General features: G+C 59.5%; 15 protein-coding genes and 1 tRNA gene. 4 read left to right on the top strand and 12 right to left on the bottom strand.

Features of this window, described 5'->3' with window-relative positions:
* Nucleotides 1–166: 166 nt before the first annotated feature.
* The 8 genes from H1B37_RS28840 to H1B37_RS28805 form a co-directional block, all read right to left on the bottom strand.
* A complete protein-coding gene (locus tag H1B37_RS28840) occupies nt 167–1,270 on the bottom strand; it encodes a GTP-binding protein (RefSeq protein ID WP_286178316.1) in 1,104 nt (367 codons plus the stop codon).
* Nucleotides 1,271–1,383: 113 nt separating this feature from the next.
* Nucleotides 1,384–1,713, bottom strand: coding sequence for an ArsR/SmtB family transcription factor (locus H1B37_RS28835; protein WP_353620949.1), 330 nt, complete (start codon nt 1,711–1,713; stop codon nt 1,384–1,386).
* Between the two features lie 6 nt (nt 1,714–1,719).
* Entirely contained in the window at nt 1,720–2,298 is a 579-nt protein-coding gene (locus H1B37_RS28830; protein WP_182870749.1) for a HupE/UreJ family protein, read from the bottom strand.
* 113 nt (nt 2,299–2,411) lie between these two features.
* Complete coding sequence (locus H1B37_RS28825; protein ID WP_182870748.1) at nt 2,412–3,971, bottom strand: sulfatase family protein; 1,560 nt, start codon at nt 3,969–3,971, stop codon at nt 2,412–2,414.
* Between the two features lie 123 nt (nt 3,972–4,094).
* The gene (locus H1B37_RS28820) at nt 4,095–4,829 is read right to left on the bottom strand and encodes a dioxygenase family protein (RefSeq protein WP_182870747.1); all 735 of its coding nucleotides are present in this window, start codon (nt 4,827–4,829) and stop codon (nt 4,095–4,097) included.
* A 280-nt stretch (nt 4,830–5,109) separates the two neighbouring features.
* Nucleotides 5,110–6,174 (bottom strand): peptidase M42, encoded by a 1,065-nt coding sequence (locus H1B37_RS28815; RefSeq protein ID WP_182870746.1) that lies wholly within the window; start codon nt 6,172–6,174, stop codon nt 5,110–5,112.
* 37 nt (nt 6,175–6,211) lie between these two features.
* Nucleotides 6,212–8,587 carry a glycoside hydrolase family 32 protein gene (locus tag H1B37_RS28810; protein WP_182870745.1) on the bottom strand — a complete coding sequence of 792 codons (2,376 nt, stop codon included), beginning with the start codon at nt 8,585–8,587 and terminating at the stop codon, nt 6,212–6,214.
* A 30-nt stretch (nt 8,588–8,617) separates the two neighbouring features.
* The gene (locus H1B37_RS28805; RefSeq protein ID WP_182870744.1) at nt 8,618–9,991 is read right to left on the bottom strand and encodes an MFS transporter; all 1,374 of its coding nucleotides are present in this window, start codon (nt 9,989–9,991) and stop codon (nt 8,618–8,620) included.
* A 259-nt stretch (nt 9,992–10,250) separates the two neighbouring features.
* Between H1B37_RS28805 and H1B37_RS28800 the strand changes: the two genes are divergently transcribed.
* From H1B37_RS28800 to H1B37_RS28790, 3 genes are all read left to right on the top strand, one after another.
* Nucleotides 10,251–10,973, top strand: a complete 723-nt coding sequence (locus H1B37_RS28800) for a hypothetical protein (RefSeq protein ID WP_182870743.1) — start codon at nt 10,251–10,253, stop codon at nt 10,971–10,973.
* A 37-nt stretch (nt 10,974–11,010) separates the two neighbouring features.
* Entirely contained in the window at nt 11,011–11,934 is a 924-nt protein-coding gene (locus H1B37_RS28795; protein ID WP_182870742.1) for a BtuF-related (seleno)protein, read from the top strand.
* Nucleotides 11,935–12,064: 130 nt separating this feature from the next.
* Entirely contained in the window at nt 12,065–12,832 is a 768-nt protein-coding gene (locus tag H1B37_RS28790) for a 3-keto-disaccharide hydrolase (protein WP_353620948.1), read from the top strand.
* On the opposite strand, the gene H1B37_RS28785 is transcribed toward H1B37_RS28790, so the two are convergent.
* The 3 genes from H1B37_RS28785 to H1B37_RS28775 all read right to left on the bottom strand — a co-directional run bounded on the left by H1B37_RS28785 (nt 12,819) and on the right by H1B37_RS28775 (nt 16,375).
* A complete protein-coding gene (locus tag H1B37_RS28785; protein ID WP_182870741.1) occupies nt 12,819–14,303 on the bottom strand; it encodes an HTTM domain-containing protein in 1,485 nt (494 codons plus the stop codon). The genes H1B37_RS28790 and H1B37_RS28785 overlap by 14 nt on opposite strands.
* A 53-nt stretch (nt 14,304–14,356) precedes the next feature.
* Nucleotides 14,357–16,084 carry a hypothetical protein gene (locus H1B37_RS28780; RefSeq protein ID WP_182870740.1) on the bottom strand — a complete coding sequence of 576 codons (1,728 nt, stop codon included), beginning with the start codon at nt 16,082–16,084 and terminating at the stop codon, nt 14,357–14,359.
* Nucleotides 16,085–16,301: 217 nt separating this feature from the next.
* A tRNA-Glu gene (locus H1B37_RS28775) sits at nt 16,302–16,375 on the bottom strand.
* 300 nt (nt 16,376–16,675) lie between these two features.
* On the opposite strand from H1B37_RS28775, the gene H1B37_RS28770 reads away from it, so the two are divergent.
* Nucleotides 16,676–16,912 (top strand): DUF4339 domain-containing protein, encoded by a 237-nt coding sequence (locus H1B37_RS28770; RefSeq protein WP_286178314.1) that lies wholly within the window; start codon nt 16,676–16,678, stop codon nt 16,910–16,912.
* Nucleotides 16,913–17,315: 403 nt separating this feature from the next.
* On the opposite strand, the gene H1B37_RS34620 is transcribed toward H1B37_RS28770, so the two are convergent.
* A complete protein-coding gene (locus H1B37_RS34620; RefSeq protein ID WP_182870739.1) occupies nt 17,316–17,549 on the bottom strand; it encodes a hypothetical protein in 234 nt (77 codons plus the stop codon).
* Nucleotides 17,550–18,101 lie beyond the last annotated feature (552 nt).

Here is an 18,101-nt window from a genome sequence, read left to right as displayed (position 1 = left end):
AGTGGAACAGTTGGGGACAACGGTTCTACACTGGCCGAGAGGATGGTTTGCCTCGGCGGAGTGTAGGAACCATTGTCCTCAATTGTTCCCCCTCAGCCGCTCTGGCTGAGAGGATGGATTGACGCTGCCCGCGTGGCGGTCAGTGGAACAGTTGACGACAACGGTTCTACACGGTGCCGGCGCGGTAGGTGGGGACGGGACGACCGGGGCGGAAACTTTCGATGGACTTCACTTCGGTTCGCCCGACGAATTCAACGGCCAATGCATCGACCGCACCGGCAACGGTTTCTTGCAACGCGTCGGGCCCAAGACTGACGCGTGCGTTGATGATCAGCGTCAAAGTTTGGCCTTCGGATTGGGAAGCGACCGACAGCACGGTCGGCGTGTCGCTGCTGACCAAATTGGCCACGCCGACGGCATCGCCGGACGAGCCGTAAACCTTCAAATGTGCCGGCTCGGCGTCCAATGCCTCCAATCGGGCCCGAATCAAATCGATAACCCGCAAAACCACACTGTCAATCGGAAGCGGATCTTCAGCAGTCAGCGTGACGGTGGCGTTCAGCCAACCCAGTTCGGCTTCTCCTTCGGCATAGACATCGTAGTCCACGTCCATCAACTGGTCACGCGCCGCCGCTTCACCGGCCAGCGATTCAACGACGGCATCCAGGTTCTCTCCGGTCTTGGCGGAGAGAAAAATGACGGGGCGTCCGGGATATTGGTCTTCGACGCACTGACGCAACTGCGTTTGCTGTTGCTCGGTCAATTCATCGATCCGATTGATCAGGATCAGTTCGGATTCTTCCAGCTGCTTACGGAAGATATACTCCGCTTTCTCGGAAAACCCGCGTCCATCACCACCGGTCAAAATCTTCAACCCGTGGCTCGGTTTTAAGATCACGGCATACGGGCTGTGGACAAACTTCTCAGCGAGTTGTTCCATCATCGGCATGGCGATCGTCGCGATCAGATCGGTACAGCTGCCGACCGGTTCGGCCAGGATGATGTCTGGACGCTGGTGCGTCTCAAACGATTCCATCGCGTCGGTCAATCCATGGAAGTTACAGCAGAAGCAGGACCCGGCGACCTCGTTGACCGACAACCCCTGGCTGCGCAGCAATTCGGTGTCCACCAAACCCGCCGCCTGATCGTTCGTCACGACACAGACGTGTTTTCCTTCGCCTTGGTAATGCCGCGCCAGGCTGGATATCAGAGTCGTCTTTCCGGCGCCCAGGAATCCGCCGATCATGATAAACCGAATGGGTGACGTCATCGATGCAACTCACAGCGTGAAGGTGGAATCAGCAAGGCCCGCCGATGCCGGCCAACGCTTTCAATACGACATTCTGATGAACGTCAGAATGTCGGTCAAGCTGCGGCGGCAGATTAATCGGTTGACGTTTCGCCCACGTCCAGTCGGCAACACCCAAAATCGAGCACACGGTTTTGCCGACGCCTGCCGGCGGCGAGAAACTGGTCATTCAGCGAGTAATAGATGTACTTGCCTTCGCGCCGCGTCTGGACGATGTCGGCGTGATAGAGCACCCGCAGATGATGCGAAACCACACCGATTTCTTGGTCGAGCAGTTCGGCGAGATCCGAGACACTCAACGCACCGTGTTGCAACGCGCGAACGATGCGGATGCGGTGCGGATCGCCGACCGCTTTCAGGTACGCCGCACAGCGTGTCTCTTCATCGTTTTCCGGCTGCGACACGATGCATCAGCCGATCAACAAGGCGACGCCCACGCCACAGGCCAGCGTCCCCGACACAGCGGCCAAGGTCGTGCGATGGCGGGTTTGATTCAACGCGATGCCGAGCGTCATTCCGACCAGATGAAGTCCTGCGGTTCCGAGAAGAATCCCGATCAGGTGTTGTGCGGAGAGCGCGGCCGGCGTCGATCCGGCGGCGTGGGCCAATCCGTGGAATCCGCCGCAAATCGCGACGATGGCGGCAAGTCCGACGGGGTGGTTCTGCCGGATCAAACCGATGCCCAGCACGACCAGTGTGGTCGCCAATGCGATGTCCAGGCTTGCAAACGAACCGAAGGCCTGGCCGGCGATCATCGCGCCCCCCATCGATCCGCAAAACAGCGCCGGCAGCCTCCAGCGGGGGCGGCCGTCGGATTGCGTCGCCAGCAGTCCCACCAGCACCATCGCCAACAAGTGGTCGAGCCCGGTCAGCGGGTGTGCCAAGCCGGTTTCCAGAGTACCGGCGAGATCGTGAACATGATTCGGGTGAGCATGGGCCGACGTGACGGCGACAAACAAGCTGATCAGGCCAAGGAATCGAAGCATCATGGAAGGTCGTCCCCGAGTGGGTTTGGGCATGGGCAAGCGATGTGAATCGTCGTGATCACATCGCTTTAAGGATACCAGAGGTTGGCCTCGCGTCCCACGGCCCTGTTACCGGTTCACAACGACGCGGGTCGGCTGCGGCCTTGCCGGATGATGTCGTCAAGCTGCTGCTTCAGCTCCGACGCGACCTCGGGGTGATCGTCGATCACGTTGGTCTTTTCCGCCGGATCCTGGTCCAAGTTGAACAGTTGAAACGGAGGCACCGGGGTGTTGGCGAGTTGGGTTTCGACGACCACATTGCGGGCCGTCTTTTTGCCGTAGCGATGAAGTTTCCACTTGCCCGACCGCAATCCATAGGTCCCGTTGGCACCGTTGTCTTGTTGGACCAAGTGGTCGCGGCCTTTCGCCCGGTCGTTGCCCAGCAGGGCGTCGATGACGTTGAAACTGTCCAGGAAGAAATCTTGCGGAAGTGATTGCTCGGTCAGGGCCGCCAGACTGGCTGCCAGGTCAATCGTGCAGACCACTTCGTCGCTGACGCCCGGTTTGATGCGGCCTTTCCAACGCGTGATGAACGGGGTTCGCGTGCCGCCTTCGTAAACGCTGTATTTTCCGCCAGAGTATTGCCCGGCGGCGCGATGGTCACCGATTTTTTCGATCGCGTCGTCTTTGTAACCGTCGTCGAGCACCGGCCCGTTGTCACTACAGAAAACGACCAGCGTGTTTTCGGCCAGATTCAACCGGTCCAGCGTTTTCATCAGTTCGCCGACACACCAGTCGAGTTCGACGATCGCGTCGCCACGGAATCCCAACGACGTCTTGCCTTGAAAACGTTCGTGCGGCATTCGGGGCACGTGAATGTCGTGGGACGAGAAGAACAAAAAGAACGGTTCGCGTTGATGTTTTTCGATGAATTCGACCGACTTTTCGACCCATTTGTCGGCCAAATCTTCGTCGCGGAATCGCGCCGCGTGTCCGCCGGTATAAAAACCGATGCGGCTGATGCCGTTATGAATCGTGGAGTTGTGCCCGTGCGACCAGTCCATCTTCAGTGTGTCGCGGTGGGTCAATCCGGTCGGATGATTCGGACTGGGCTTTTTGTTTCCCACCCACAGCGGGTCGGCCGGGTCGAGGTTTGGGACGCGGTGATCATGCACGTATACCTGGGGGACGCGATCGTTGGTGGTCGGCAACAAGAAACAGGTGTCAAACCCGATTTCCAGCGGGCCCGGTTTCAAGTCCCCGTTCCAATCCGGTCCGTCTTCGCCACCGAGTCCGAGGTGCCATTTTCCGATCACCGCGGTGGTGTATCCGGCCCGCTGCAGTAACGAGGCGACGGTGTCGGTCCCGGGCTTGATGATCGCCGGTGCGTTGGGCGGCGCGATGCCCGTCCGTTCGCCCCGAAACGCGTAGGTCCCCGTCAACAAGGAGTAACGCGTCGGGGTGCAGGTCGACGCCGAGCAGTAGCCGTTGGTGAACCGCACGCCTTCGTTGCTAAGCCGGTCGATGTTCGGCGTCTGCAGCGACGTCGCGCCGTAGCAGGACAGATCGCCATAACCCAGGTCGTCCGCCATGATCACGATCACGTTCGGTTTTTCCGCCGCGGCCGAATCGGTGAATCCCAACGGGGCGACGAGCAACCACAGGATGACGAACAATGGGGACGGTAAGCGTTTCATTCTGGCACTTGGGGAAGGGATGTCGCGAACAAGCGTGATCTTGGGCATCCGAAACAGTTTACCCAATGGGAAACATGGTTGTAGCACGTCGCCCCAAAATCCCTTCCGCTGCGATCGTCCAATTCAGCGATCATTTCGCCGAGTCTGACGCCGCCGCCACTGCGATTGGCCGATGCCGTGCATCTTGCCGTCCTCTCCTTCGCTGGCGGTGCCCCCCAGGACGATGTCAAAGTCGACCGCCAATTCGCCGATCGATGAATTTTTCAGCGGAGCGAAATCACGCAGGACGGTTTCGCGAGCTTTGGCGTCGATGCCTTGCAGCAACCGGTCGCGGGCATTTCCGGGATGCCCTTTGACATAGAGTTGCGTGGTCAACGTTCGCTTGCCACCCTGGCTGATCGCAAAGTGGATGTGGGGGGTGCGGCCCGGATAGGGAACGGGTTTGATCGTGCGAAAGTAGTAGTGGCCTTTGGAATCGGTCAAGAACCGGCCGTACCCCTGGAAGTTCGTGTCTTGGCTGGCCCGATTGGTTTTGTCGTCGGTGTGAAGGTAGACGGCGTGGTTATCGACCTGCCAGATTTCGACAAAGGCATTGCGAACGGGATTGCCCTTGCGATCCAAGATGCGCCCGGACAGGTGGGTGATCTCCCCCACAGCCGGCGTGATCGAATCGTTGATCACCAACAAGTCGTTGTCGGTGTCCAGCGGCATCTGGTTGGGATAGAACGGGCCTTCGGTTTGGGGCGGCGTTTGAAGCAACTCCGCGAACACGCCGGGCGTGGCCAGCGCGGTGGCGCCGAGGGCCAAGGTACTGTGAAGAACTTCCCGCCGGCCCAAAATCGTGTGGTTTCGGTTCATGACTGGTTCCCTTGGGTGCGTAAGTGCGATTTCGCAAGATGATCGGATGAGAGGATGACGTAACCATGAAACGCCGTCGGCCGGGTGAGGTTTCGCCGAAACGGTGAGATTGGGCCACGCATTCGTTGTACAGGCTACCGGCTCGACGGAGGACGTTGGCATCCGAAAGCGAAACGCCGGATTGATGTCGCTGCCTCGGCCACGTGAATTGGTGCGTTTTCCACGCTCTGGTGAGCGTAGCTACATCATAGGCGAGACGTCCCGCGGTTGATGCGGGCATCTACCAGGGATCCGGCAATCCGCACAGGTTCCGCAGCAACCGCAGCATCGCCGCGATGCTGGTCGCTTCGGCGGTCTCCGACGCCGTGTGGTAGGACGTGGTGGGTAATTGAAGCGTCGTGCCGCGGACGATGCCGTCGGTCGCCGTGATGATGCGCCCCAGTTCGGTGCGACCGATCGAGAGCGGTTTTTCGCGATCCAGGTTCAACAATTCGACATAACGATCTTTGAAGCGATGACGGATCTTCAAACGCTCGCACAGACCGAGCAATTGATCGGTCAACGGTTCGTCAAAGGTCGCCATCGAGTCTCGGTTTCGCAACACCACCTCTTGCTTGGCGACTTCGTCCAAGGTTGAAAAGGGGCTCGTGTCCAAAACGACCAATCGGTCCGTTTGGATGTCATGTCGTTGAAACCATTCGACGGCAAATCGCCAGCTGCGGCCGGCCTCTTCGCCCGCGGTAAACAACGCCGTCCCCTGAAACCCGCACCGAATCAATTCGATCAACATCGCGACGCAGACCACATTGTCCAGTTGTGCCGAAACCAGATTCTGATCGACACGCAATCGATCCAGGAACGATACGGGGAAACCGGGTTGCAGGAATTCCAATCCGTCGAGTTCGAAGATCAGGTTTCTGCGTCGCGGGCAGACATACGAACGCGTGATCTGGCCCTGGCCGCAATAGGAACCGGCATAGGGCGTGTGGGCTTGAACGCGCTGGCCGTCGAAACGCCCGGCGACCAATTCCATGAACTGCTCGGACACCGAATCGCCGGTCAACTCACCGCGATTGCCCGCGATGAACGCCGCGTACTGAAATTCGTTCGGCCCGGTGCACAGTAATCCGTGCCGGTCGACGTGGGCGGAAAGATAAATGCTGTCCGGTTCGGCCCCTTGAGCGACCAACAAACCGTGGTAGCGTTCCACCCTGACCGGATACTCTTCCAACTCCCGTCGCAGGACACGAAAAAAGGCATCCTCGACGCCCACGACCGAAGGTTCTCGGACCAGGGCTCGAAGCAGATGCAGGAATTCGTCAATGTTTGAGGAGTTGTGTTTCACCGAATTGCCGTAGTGCGAGTCCTGATTGAAACCGGGATCAGTTCCGATTCGAAGCGGCCATTTCCCATGCCTTGACGGTCACGTCCACAGCCGTGGAACCTTCGTTGACGAGCGAGACGCCCTTGGCATCGGCTCGCGTCGGCCAGATTCGTTGCGTCATGCATTGACGATGGTTGGCAAAAACTTCCAGCATCGAGCGATCGACAAAAATGTGCAGCCGCAACGGTTCGCCCGGGTCCAGCGATAACGGGGCCGTTTGCCGTGTGACCGAACGATCCGCATCGTCGGGGTCACTGGGCCGGACCAGGCACCAGCTTTGATAGCGGATCGCCGGATCCAGACTTGACTTGCTCACATCGATCGTGAGCGAGGCATCAAGTGGATCATAAAGGATCAATGTCGCTTCGGCATCGCCGGGCGAACGTCGAACCTTGATTCCGACGCGCCCGCGAATGTCGGCCGGGAATTCAACTTGAATTTCCAGACTGTCGCCGCTGATTTGCGGCAATGGTTTTTCGCTGTCCGATTCCAACGCTAATTTCGCGATTGAAACCGGATTGATCCGCAAACGTATCAGCTCCTCGACCGGATCGATTTGAAGACGACCGGCGGCATCCAACGTAAGCACACGAGGTAGACTCATCACCCCGGTTCCGGCCGATGCAGAACGCATCGATCGCGGGCGTTGGTCGAGACACCAGCCCCACAGGATCCGCCTGCCGTGGTTGTCAAGTAATGTTTCAAGGGCAAAGAAGCATCCGCCGGGCCAATTCATTCGGCCATGCGATTCGGGAAGAAACCGGTCCTCGTTCCAGCTTCCCAAAAAATAGCGAGCTCCACGCAGATGGCTGATGCACAGCAGCAGGTGCCGGGGCATGTCCCGGGGCCCGATCGAGAAGAAATCCGGGCAAGAGACGTCTTCATCCGGTTGACTCCAGCGGTCGCCGGGAAGGAACGGGCCGACGTAATTCAAGTCCTCCAGCTCGCCGCCGCGAAACAACGCCGGCGGCGCGCCGGTTTGCGGATTGCCTCCAAAGATGGCGTAATACGTATCGTTTTCCAGCCACACATGCGGATCCCAGGAATCAAACTTGCCATACGCCGGGTCGTCCTTGGCCGGAATGGCGACCAAGGGATTGAATTCCGATTTGCGCCAACGAATCAATTCATCATCCAGAGCGGTTGCACTGCAGTTGCCAATCCCCACCCCGTGATAGACCAAGATCGGAATTCCGTCTCGGCCGACCAACGCGTTTCCGCTGTAGATGCCGCGATCGGGGTCAGTGGGGGCGACATCCAGGGCGGTGGGATGATGCTCCCAATGCACCAAATCGATGCTCGATGCATGCCCCCAGCAATGCACCGGCGGCTGCGCTTCTGATCGATGACGTTGGAAGATGTAGAACAGGTGATAACGACCGTTCCAATAGATCGCTCCATTGGGATCGCCCGGCATAATGTCGCCACCCTCAAAGTGCATCAGGTGATACCGGGGGCGATGCGGATCGGATAGTTTTACCGACTCTAACTCTCGCGCACGCTTCGTCAATTCGCTGATCGGCGGACGCGGAGGCGGTGCGACCCAGGCGTCAAATCGGCGTTGCATCTTGAGAACCTGTGCTGTGCCACCGGACAGGGTTCGCACGTCTGCATCGTCCAGCGCCCGGTCCCAGACGGCGGCGTGGTCGATCCAGCACGCAAACGGCACGTCGTTGGCACTACCGGTGGCCAGACACATCGGTTGGATATTCCCCTGACGCAATCGGCCCGAGACGGGAGTGCGTTGCATCGCCACGCCGTCAATAAACAAGACCAACTCGTTCCCGTCATACCGCACCAGGTAATCGTGCCACTCGGTCGGCCCGATCTGTCGGACCGGAGCGGAGACTTGACCGCCGAGCCCCGACAGCCCATCGATGCCGATCTCACATCCGATCCGCATTGCATCGGGCCCTTGATCGAAGTCATGGGAGAAAAAATTGAAAATCAACTGATCATGACCACCTCCCTTTGTGAAGAAGCCGCGCGTCGACCAAAGACTCGGCGCGTCACACTTCAGCCGGATCAATGCGGTGAATTGGTCGCCCTTGAGGTCCAGTTCTCGCCCCGAACCACTCCCGGCATCAAACCAACCACCGGAGAGCTGCGCGACAAAGCCGTCACCGCCGCGCGACAACGATTCCTCCAAGTCGCCGCGCTCCAATCGATTTCCCAGACCGGTTTCGCCGTGAGCCGTTAACGAACTGTTCACCTTGGTCGCATCATCGAGCGTGCGCAGATGCCAAACAGCGATCGCATTGTCAAGTATGTCCTCGGGCCGGGGGTTCGCTTCGGTTTCAGCCTTCGAGCAGCCGACGGCGAGAACCAACATGGCCGCGAGTGCGTTGTTCCAATTGGATTTTAGGATTGCCAAGCGAACCACCGGTTTTCCTCGTGTCAATCGTCATTGGCCCTTCTCATGTCGCACCGTTTCGTCGCCCGTCTGATCGGGCAGACTGGCCAGCACCGGGGTGTCCAGCGAGGCCGATCCGGGCCGGACGGCAACGGTTCGCACGCCCATCTCATCGGAGTCCACGATCAAATGCGGCACCCGCAGTAGAAGCGGCAACGCAAACAACCGCCCGAGCGACGAGAGCGCGAACAGAATCAGGTACCCGTTGAAACTCATTTCATAGTGGTACAACAACGCACCGCCGAGAAGCGATCCCGACACCCAGGCAGCAGTGTTGAGCAGATTATAGATCGTCAGCACACTGGTCCGTTCTTCCTCCGCGATCGATTCGAAGAAAAGCAAGAAAAAGGCGAGTTCATAAGACGCCCAAAACACACCGCTGAGCGTCTGGGCCGCGGCCAGCCAGGCGTAGTGCTGCGACACCACCCACAGAACGCTGATCGGGACAATCCCCAAACTGCCGATCCAAAGTAGGGTCTTGGCTCCCAACTTGTTGGCCACACGCCCCCAAAACGAAAGCGAGACGACTTTGGCCAAAAACGCGATCGAAAACAATCCCGACAACTCGCCGTAGGAGAATTCGAGTTTGGTCAACATGAACGGGGTAAAGAAGGGGCCGGACATTTGCACCGCCGCCTGAACGGCAAACAGGTAAACCAGCAATTTCCCTCCGCTGCTGGCTCGCAGATGATGAAAGACCCGTTTCCAGGGGATCGCACGCATCCCCGGTGGCAGCGGCACCGGTTCACTCTGTTTGATCAACATCCACGTCGAAACCAAACGACAAACGCCCGCCACGCCGAACAAAATCGCAAACGCCACCGAACCCAGTTCCAACGCCGTCAGCGATTGCAACAAGACCCCGCCGATTAAGAACCCCGCGAACACACAAGCTTGGGAAACGCGGGTGCGATGGGCAAAGTAGCGTGCCCGAATCGGCCGCGGGACGATCGTGCCGATCCAAGTGTTCCACGCCGGGCCGGTGGCCAGCCCCGTCCCCCAGTAGATCGACACCACCAACAGCAACGTCACCGCGTCGATCGAACCCAACAGCGCCGCAATCAACAGCGGGATGAACGTCGACGCCTGCAGGAACGCGCAGAGCACCACCCAACGTTTGTGCGATTTCAAAACACGAATCGCGGTGGGTGACGTCAGTTGCATCAGCCCGCCGGCGATCAACGGCAAACTGCTGACCATCCCGGCCGACATCTCGCCCAACCCGACGGCCAACGCGAACGCCGCGATGTAGGTTTCACCGAAGCCGACCATGCCGCCAAATGCGGCGCCGTCGATCATGCTGGCACTCAAGTCACCGCGCAGTCGCCGTCCTTGAACAATTCCGTTTTCCAACTGCGCGTTCAACCGATTCTCCGTGATTGCAATGCGATTCAGATCATGAACGTCGACGGCCGTCCGTGTCGCCGTGGTTGCCGGTGGTGAACGTTATAGGCGACGTTTTCCGCTGGGCAACCCAGGTCTGAAAAACCTGCCGGAGAAGCGAGGGGACGCCGCGAAGCAGCGGTAGGATAGAGTTTTAGCCCGTCGGTGGAGCGTTGACAGGCTGGAAGCCTGTCCCACATTTTTCTCGCAACCGATCCGCCGCAATGGGCTCTGTGTCGGCATGCCAAAGCGAATTCAGCTCCCAAGGAATTGTGTCTTTCCGCTGCTGATCGGGATCAGCCTGGCGGTCGGCTGGTTCATCCCTGATTTTTACGATTGGACGGGGGCGGATCAAAGTCGGCCGGCACCGGTCATCGGATGGACCGCGTTCGGCTTGCTCCTCGCCTCGGTTGGCGTTTGGTTGGCATTGCCCTGGCTGCCGCTTCGCCCCGATTCACGGCACGGCGATCGAACCGGACCGACGCAATTTTCCCTCGGCGCGCTGGTGGGAATCACGGCCATCGCCGCGGTGATTTCCGCGGGAATCATGACATTTCCATCCGCGACCAGCTACACCGTTTCGGGCTTGGTCTGGGCAGTTGCGGTGTGGGGTTGGATACGTGGCCGCTCGCCCCGTCTGCCGGCGGTGACCCTGCTCGCTTGCATGCATCTTCCGTTTGCCTGGGTCGCTGTTTTTAACGGGTTGCCCGGCATCGGGGCCGCCCTGGCGATGCTCGCCGCCGGCTTGCCGGCGTTTTTCGTGACGCTGCTTGCCGGCCATTTTGTGATCGGCCAGCACATTCAGGAACTGACGTGGCTGTCGATCCTGATCTCGACGCTGGAACTCGCCCTCGGCCTCTGGATCATCCGCCTGGGACCGAAACACGCCATCGCCTATTGTGTCCTTGTGCTCTTGATCTCCGTCTACGGTTCGTTCACGCTGAACATGTTGGTGCGGATTTGATAATCAACCCCCGTCCCCTTTTCGGTAGCCCGTCTTCATGCGGATCGTGTCCCTGCTTCCCAGTGCCACCGAGATCATTTGTGCCCTTGGATTGCGCGAGCAGTTGGTCGGAGTGTCCCACGAATGCGATTATCCGGCGTCGGTTGCTGGCCTTCCCAAAGTGACGCGAACGGTGATTCCCGGTGACGTTTCGAGCGGCCAGATCGACGCCCTGGTGCGCCAGCAGGTGCAAACGCAACAGGCACTGTACCGGCTGGATGTGCCATTGGTGCGGGCTCTCGAACCGGATTTGATCGTGACGCAAGCCCTGTGTGATGTTTGCGCGGTTTCGCAGCAGGAGGTCGACCAGGCGTTGTGTTCACTGTCCAGCAACGCCCGAGTGATCAACCTGGAACCGACCTGTCTGGACGACGTGTTTGACTGCATCGGCCGAGTCGCAGCGGCGGCCGGTTGTGAGTCCGACGGGGCGCGGTTTGTCGATCGATTGAAAACCCGCATCCGCGTCGTGGCCGACCGCTCGCAACGCATCCCGCGTCGGCCTTCGGTGATGCTACTGGAATGGGTCGACCCGCCGTTTAGCGCCGGGCACTGGAACCCCGAATTGGTGGAACTTGCCGGCGGACGAGGCATCATCGGCACCGCGGGAGCCCGTTCGGTGTCGGTGGACTGGAACAACGTCGTGCGGGCGGATCCGGAGGTGATGTTCATCGCCTGTTGCGGGTTCGATGTGCAACGCTCGCAGGACGATTTACCTGGTCTGCAATCCTATCCCGGTTGGCAGACGTTGCGCTGTGTCCAGGCGGGGCGTGTCTATGTGGTCGACGGTTCGGCCTATTTCAACCGACCGGGGCCGCGTTTGGTGGACAGTCTGGAAATTCTGGCCCACACGCTACACCCGGACGAGCATCCGCGAGGTGACGGATTGCCCGAGGCGTGGCGACCGGTTCCGATTGGCAGCTGAGCAGGATTGGCCGCGGAGCAGGACGGGGCACGACAGACCGCCGGCGGATCGACTATCCTGGTGCCGGGCCAAGCGGGTGTCGCGTGGACGACCGCTGCCTTTCTATTTCACCAGTCATTTGAGTACCGAAGTGTCGCGACGTTTTCTTCAATCAATGATCGTCCAGGGAACCCTTGTTTGCGTGTTTGCGGCGGTCGGATTCGCCGATGGCGGGACGATCGACCCCGCCCAAGAAGCTTGGTACAAGAAGTACAAGTCTCAGCAAAACGCGCCCAAACCGGATGAAATGCTGTTGAACACCGACCCGGAACCGGATTTGTCCGACGGGTTTGTCGATCTGTTCAATGGCGAGGATCTGACCGGTTGGTCGCCCAAGGGGGGAACGTGCAAGTACGAAGTGAAAGACGGTGTGTTGGTGGGGACGGTCGTGCCCGGATCCAACAGCACCTACCTGAGCACCGACAAGACGGACTACAAGGACTTCATCTTCACTTGCGAGATGAAGTGGGAAGTCGACGGAAACTCGGGCGTCATGTTTCGCGCTCAAACCAAACCCGGCAAGAATGGCGAGACCGTCTTCGGCCCCCAAGCCGAGATGGAAGGGATCAGCGGCGATCGCTATTGGAACGGCGGCATCTACGGTCAAAGCTGTGGCGGATACTTTTACCCTGTCTGGCTGAAGGAACACAAACAAGCCCGCGCGGCGTTGGACCGGGAAGGCTGGAACCGATTGACGATTTCCGCCAAGGGCAACGTGATCAAAACCTGGGTCAACGGCGTCCCGGTCGCCCACTGGGTGGACGACGGAACCTACGCCCAAGGATTCTTCGGCCTGCAAATCCACAAGGGGGCCAAAGGCATCGTGCACTGGCGCGGCATCCGGGTCAAAGAGCTGTAGAGGGCGACTGCATCGCCCGTTGTTGTTCGGCCAGACGATCATATGCGGCTTCGGCTTCACTGGGCCGCATTGATCGGATCTCGTCAAAGGTCGCCGGCATCTCGATCTGTTGCCACCACTCGTCCAGCGGGACACGCCACGGCGTCGGCGGCAACGGACCGGGGTCTTGGATCACCCAATCGTCTTCAAACCAGCCGCGAGCAACACGCGTTAAATCGACGTCGGGATCGACCAACGGCACGGCGGGACGACCGTTCAGTGAAACCAGATGCAGCGCGAATACCTGGCAGCCCGGCTGGCCCATCGACGCGACCAGATCCTGCAGCTTGACCGCCGCTTGACGAACCAGTTCCGGGTCTCGCGGCGCGCGCATCAATTGGTTGGGTGTCATCACGATCTTTGCCGGCACGATCAAATAATCGTCCGCGGTCTGGACCTTGTACCAGAGCAAACAATCTTTGTGGCGCAGCATCATCCGCCACGCAAAACGCTGCCCCCGCTCGTTCCAACTCGGGTTCCCCGGCAACACCCACGGTCGCAGCGGCAGCAGCAACTGAATCACGACATAGGCAACCGACAGCGCGATCGCGACGCGATGCAGCTTGGGGGCCGGTTGGTGTCGCGCTGATCTGACGGCGGCAACGGCGTCTGGCGCCTTTCCAATACCATTGCCGATCCGGCCCAACACGTTGGGAACAAACGAAACCGGAAAGAACACGAACAGGGTCGCCAGCATGAACCAGGGGAACACGCCGATTTGAAAGATCGTTGCGTTGGTCAAATGAAACAGCATCGCCGCGACGATCGCGATCCACCGCGTCTTTCGCCACATCAATGCCGGGACGATCATCAGGTCAAACAGCAATCCGCCCCAGGCCATCACGTATGGGGCGGCCGGCAACGTGAACAGCGGGCCGATCCAGGGCGTGTCGACCCGCGAGCTGACGAACAATCCGGCCGGCTGACCGGCGATCCAGTCCGAATCGAGCTTGGCGATCCCTCCAAACACATACGGAAGTCCCAGTTGAAAGCGGACCAACCACCATTGCCACAACCGCATGCTGCGATCGCCGCCGGATCGGCGAAACAGCATCCGGTCCAGCGACAGCGTGCGGCCGCAGGGTAAAAAGCAGCACAGCATGGCCGTGCATGCCAACAGGTAGTCGTGGTTGTTGTACATCTGGCGTTCGACCAACAACACATATGCCATCGTTGCGGCCAGGATCGCAGCGTTGATCCGTGTGAGAAAACCGATCGCAAACGCGATCGCCGCGATGCGGGCGACGTGAAAGTGCCACCAAATCCCGTCGCCGGGCCACAACGTCACCCACTCAAACCCCGCATACTTGAACAGCAGGCTCGGGCTGACAAACAGAACCTGCCAGCGGTCGTCTGCCAGGTAGTCGGTCGCCCAGAACCAGAAGGTCACGCCCAGGATCAAACGCAGAACGGCCAGCGGACTTGCATCCACTGGCCGCATCCAATCAAAACGGCGAGGCGAATCGAACGACATTGCCGAACGATTCAATTGAGCAGGGAATCCAGCGCGGCATCCGCGGGTGCGGCGGGCGGCGTGGCGGCGGCAGGTTGCCCGGCGGCGGCGTCCTCCGCATCGCCGGCCGCTTCCAACGGATTTCCGAAGCGGAAGATCGGGGCGCCGGACGCAGCGCGCTTCTCGACCGCTTTCCCCGATGCGAGCGACTCAAGCGTCGCGACCTGTTCCTCCAGAGCGGTCACGTACTTGCGTCGCGTGTCGAGCGTTTCGTCATTCAATTGAGTCGTCAAATCGAACAGTGCGGTCAGCCATTTCTTGGCCCCTTCGCGGGCCTCGGCGGGCGTTGAAGCCAACAGTCCACTGTTGGCTTGCAGCGATTCGACATCCTCCACCACTTTTGCTTGGCCGGTCACGCCCAGCAAAACTTGTTGCAGGACGTGATTGAGCTTCTTGCGGCTGGCGACGATTTCGGCGGGTTGGGGTTTAGCAGCCAAGGGACGCATTCCCATGCCCATCATGCTCATCATCCCCTCCATCTCCATCCCCCCCATGTCTTCCTCCATCATCTCCATTTCCATCTCCATCCCGTACATGTCGTCCATTTCCATCATGGAATCGCCACGCATTCCAGGCACGATCGGCGCCTTCTCGTCGGGATCTTTGGTTTCCTTGAGGAACGATTCGGGGGCGGGTGGTTGGCTGACCCGGGTGGTCGTGGCCTTCTCCAGTTTGGCGAGCCGGTCAAGTTCGGCTTTGTACGCCGCCAGAACCCGTTTGGCCCATTGCTTCAGGACTTCGTTCGTTTCCACGTCACCCTCGGCCATCTTGCCAGGCAACCGCGCGATTGCGGCGGCCGAATGGAGTGCGATCAAATTCGGCTTGGCTTCGTTGGTGCTGACGCTGACGAGTTGCTTGCCGAGTGTCGCGTCGGTGCTGAGGTTGGTCAGGATGCTGACGGCATAACGCTGCAGGAACGCATGTGCCAATTCGTCGCGCCCGGTGGGCGGATCTGACTCAAGTAGCTGAGTCATCGATTGCGTCAGATCGTCCTTGACCGCCTGGATCGCCGGATCGTTGGGAGGCGAGTATCGAACGAATCGCTCGATCCCTTGGAGAGCCGCGGCGCGGACCCCATCGGGGTTATTTTCGTCGTCGTAAATCGTTTTCATGACATTCAGCACGAACGGATAGGGGCGAGGAACGCCGCCTCGTTGTGCCGGTGGCCTGGCAAGTCCGGCGATAAACTGAATCGCATTGATCCGTGCCGCGGGCTGGTAGTTCCCCTCCGCCACGGGCTTCAGACCGGCATACAGCCATCGCATCACGTTACCAGCTCCCGGAGTCTGTGACCGCACCGCGCTTTCCATGACCGCGCGAGCGTGTCCCATGATGTCGTTGATTTGATGGGTCGCGTTGGGCTGCGTGATTTTTGCCGGAACGTATCGCTGGAAGTAACGCTGAACGACGGCCAGCTTGTTGGCCGGGAAATTGCTCAAGTCCCGTGACGTCCCGTACGTTCTCGCTTCGCGTTGGACCGTATTCAGGTTCTCATCGATCAGTTGTTCGACTTGCAGCACGTCGTATTTAGCGGCCTGGGCCGACGCGGTGGTCGCCAGGATCGCTGCCGCCCCCAACACGATGAACAGCGCCAACACGCCGATACCAAGACGTTTGTGGCGTTGATCGGTCTGTGCAAGCGTCGCCGCAACGACGCGAAAATGCACCAATGTGGGGGTGTGACGTTGAGTTCGTGTCATGACGAATCCGTTGTGATGGGTTGAACGGGCGGAGTCAGATAAGAGAAAAGAGGCGCAAGCAGAGGGGCATCCGGCCGAAGGCAAGTCTGCTTTTACTCCGCGTCGCGTCATTATCCCATGCTAAAACGAAGCTCGTCAAACAAAATTAGGCAGCAATTGGAGCATCACGCGCCGAATTTGGCGAATTTCGCGGTCGCCGACGGCGTTCAACACGCAGTACCCCCTGCTCGATTTGAACGAGCGTTTCCAGGCGGAAAGCCTGATGTCCTAGGCCAACTAGACGAAGGGGGCGATGTCCAACCGTAGAATATACTTCTCGTCGCCCTCTGCGCCATCGGAGGTCCGCTCAAACCCGCCGAGGGAGGTGGTTTTTCGGCGCCGGCACGAAAAAATCGGCGAAAAATGCCGCTTTGCCGGTTTCCGCCCCATTAATTGGCGCGCACCGTGCCACTGCCTCACGTTAAACTGTAGTTCAGTGGAGTGGGCGACGATGTTGATGTGGGACAGAAGGAGGGGAGGCGAGGCACGCTGCCGCATCCATTCGAAGCTACCTCTTCACAACGATTCTTTTCTCCGTAGGTGGCAATCGAGATGTCAACGCAATGGTTTTATATGGCGAGCGGCTGGATCCGTAAGGCTCGACGTATCGGCCCCATCTCCGAAGCCGACTTGCTGAACCGAATCGACAAAGGTCAGATTGATCCCGGAACGCTTGTTCAGAGCAGCAAGACTCGCAACAAATGGATCCCGATGAACAAGGTCGGACCGGCAATGGAACGTTGGCGCCGCAGCCACCCGGAGGACGCCGAAAACAAGGCGGCTCGGTAGCGAACCTCCCATCGCGGAAGTCGCCAAGGCTTTCCGGAGGCTCGCCACGTGCCGAGCAAAACGCCTGGCGGCCTGTTGGTTTCATCAGCCGAACGGTGCCAGCCGAACGGTGCCAGCCGAACGGTGCCAGCCGAACGGTGCCAGCCGCGGTTCTCGCCGCCAGAACAACGAGGTTAGCCCCCATCGGCTGATCGTTCGATTGTGCAATTCGAATAAATCAACAGACCGTTGGCGAGTTCCGCTAATCTATTGGGATCAAACAATTCGCTTTTGATGTCCAATTGATCCCAGAGTTGTCAGTCCTTTGGCCGGTCGCCCCCAACCCGCAGACTATGCCGCCATCGGCGTCGGCCCGGTGCTGATCTTCTTGATGATCAGCAGCCTCGCCAACTTCTTTGTCTCGCTATTCTACGCCGGCCAATTTTCCGATCGCATTTACTACCTGATCCTGATGTACACGATGGGATCGGTCGCCCTGGCGCGTCTGGTCATCGAAGAAGACCGAGCCTATTCGGCCGGCTACGCGATCGCGCTTGGTGCCGCGATGGTGTTTGTGATGAGCGGTTTTACCGGCTCGGTTTTCTTTACGCTCGGACTGGTCCTGCTGATCGGTTATCTCGCCGACCGAATCGTCCATGATTGCACCGTGATTGATGAATCGGTCGATGCCAGCGGAGAAGGGTTGATCGATCGTGGTCTGGACGAAGCGAGCGGATTGTCACGCCGCGTCCGAGACGACACCGACGCGGACGATGCGCCTGTATCGGAAAAGGAGCGACGGCGGCGGAAATCGCATCAACCCGGCCGGACGGTGTTCCTGTTGGCGCTCGCCGCGCTGCCTTTGTTCGGTCTCGGGCAATTCGTGTTGCAAGACCGACCGCAAGTCTGGGCGCGGGCGCAATTGATGTTGGGGCTGTACCTGTTTTCCAGCCTTTCCCTGCTCGTGACCACCAGTTTCCTAAATCTCCGTCGCTACCTCCGTCAACGCGACGTCGACATGCCGGGCGATGTCACCGTTGCCTGGTTGGCCGGCGGAGTCGCCTTGATCGCCGCACTGTTGATGCTGGCCTTCCTGGCACCCGTTCCGGGAGCCGCGATCGCGAACCTGTCCGTGCCCCAATTCTTGAAAACGGATCCCAAGACGGCCACTAGCGCCGGCTGGGGAAAGGAAGCAGCGGAGAAGTCGCAG

It is taken from the genome of Stieleria mannarensis (assembly GCF_014154935.1).
Taxonomy (GTDB): Bacteria; Planctomycetota; Planctomycetia; order Pirellulales; family Pirellulaceae; genus Stieleria; species Stieleria mannarensis.
This window is presented reverse-complemented; position numbering and strand designations above follow the sequence as displayed.

Bases quoted from the DNA above. Each gene is read 5' to 3' on its own strand.
- H1B37_RS28840 (WP_286178316.1), bottom strand. From the start codon at position 1,270: ATGACGTCACCCATTCGGTTTATCATGATCGGCGGATTCCTGGGCGCC.
- H1B37_RS28830 (WP_182870749.1), bottom strand. From the start codon at position 2,298: ATGATGCTTCGATTCCTTGGCCTGATCAGCTTGTTTGTCGCCGTCACG.
- H1B37_RS28825 (WP_182870748.1), bottom strand. From the start codon at position 3,971: ATGAAACGCTTACCGTCCCCATTGTTCGTCATCCTGTGGTTGCTCGTC.
- H1B37_RS28820 (WP_182870747.1), bottom strand. From the start codon at position 4,829: ATGAACCGAAACCACACGATTTTGGGCCGGCGGGAAGTTCTTCACAGT.
- H1B37_RS28800 (WP_182870743.1), top strand. From the start codon at position 10,251: ATGCCAAAGCGAATTCAGCTCCCAAGGAATTGTGTCTTTCCGCTGCTG.
- H1B37_RS28795 (WP_182870742.1), top strand. From the start codon at position 11,011: ATGCGGATCGTGTCCCTGCTTCCCAGTGCCACCGAGATCATTTGTGCC.
- H1B37_RS28780 (WP_182870740.1), bottom strand. From the start codon at position 16,084: ATGACACGAACTCAACGTCACACCCCCACATTGGTGCATTTTCGCGTC.
- H1B37_RS28770 (WP_286178314.1), top strand. From the start codon at position 16,676: ATGTCAACGCAATGGTTTTATATGGCGAGCGGCTGGATCCGTAAGGCT.
- H1B37_RS34620 (WP_182870739.1), bottom strand. From the start codon at position 17,549: ATGGACGATTCGGTCGGCGAGATAACCGATCAGCAGGACCAGTCCGAG.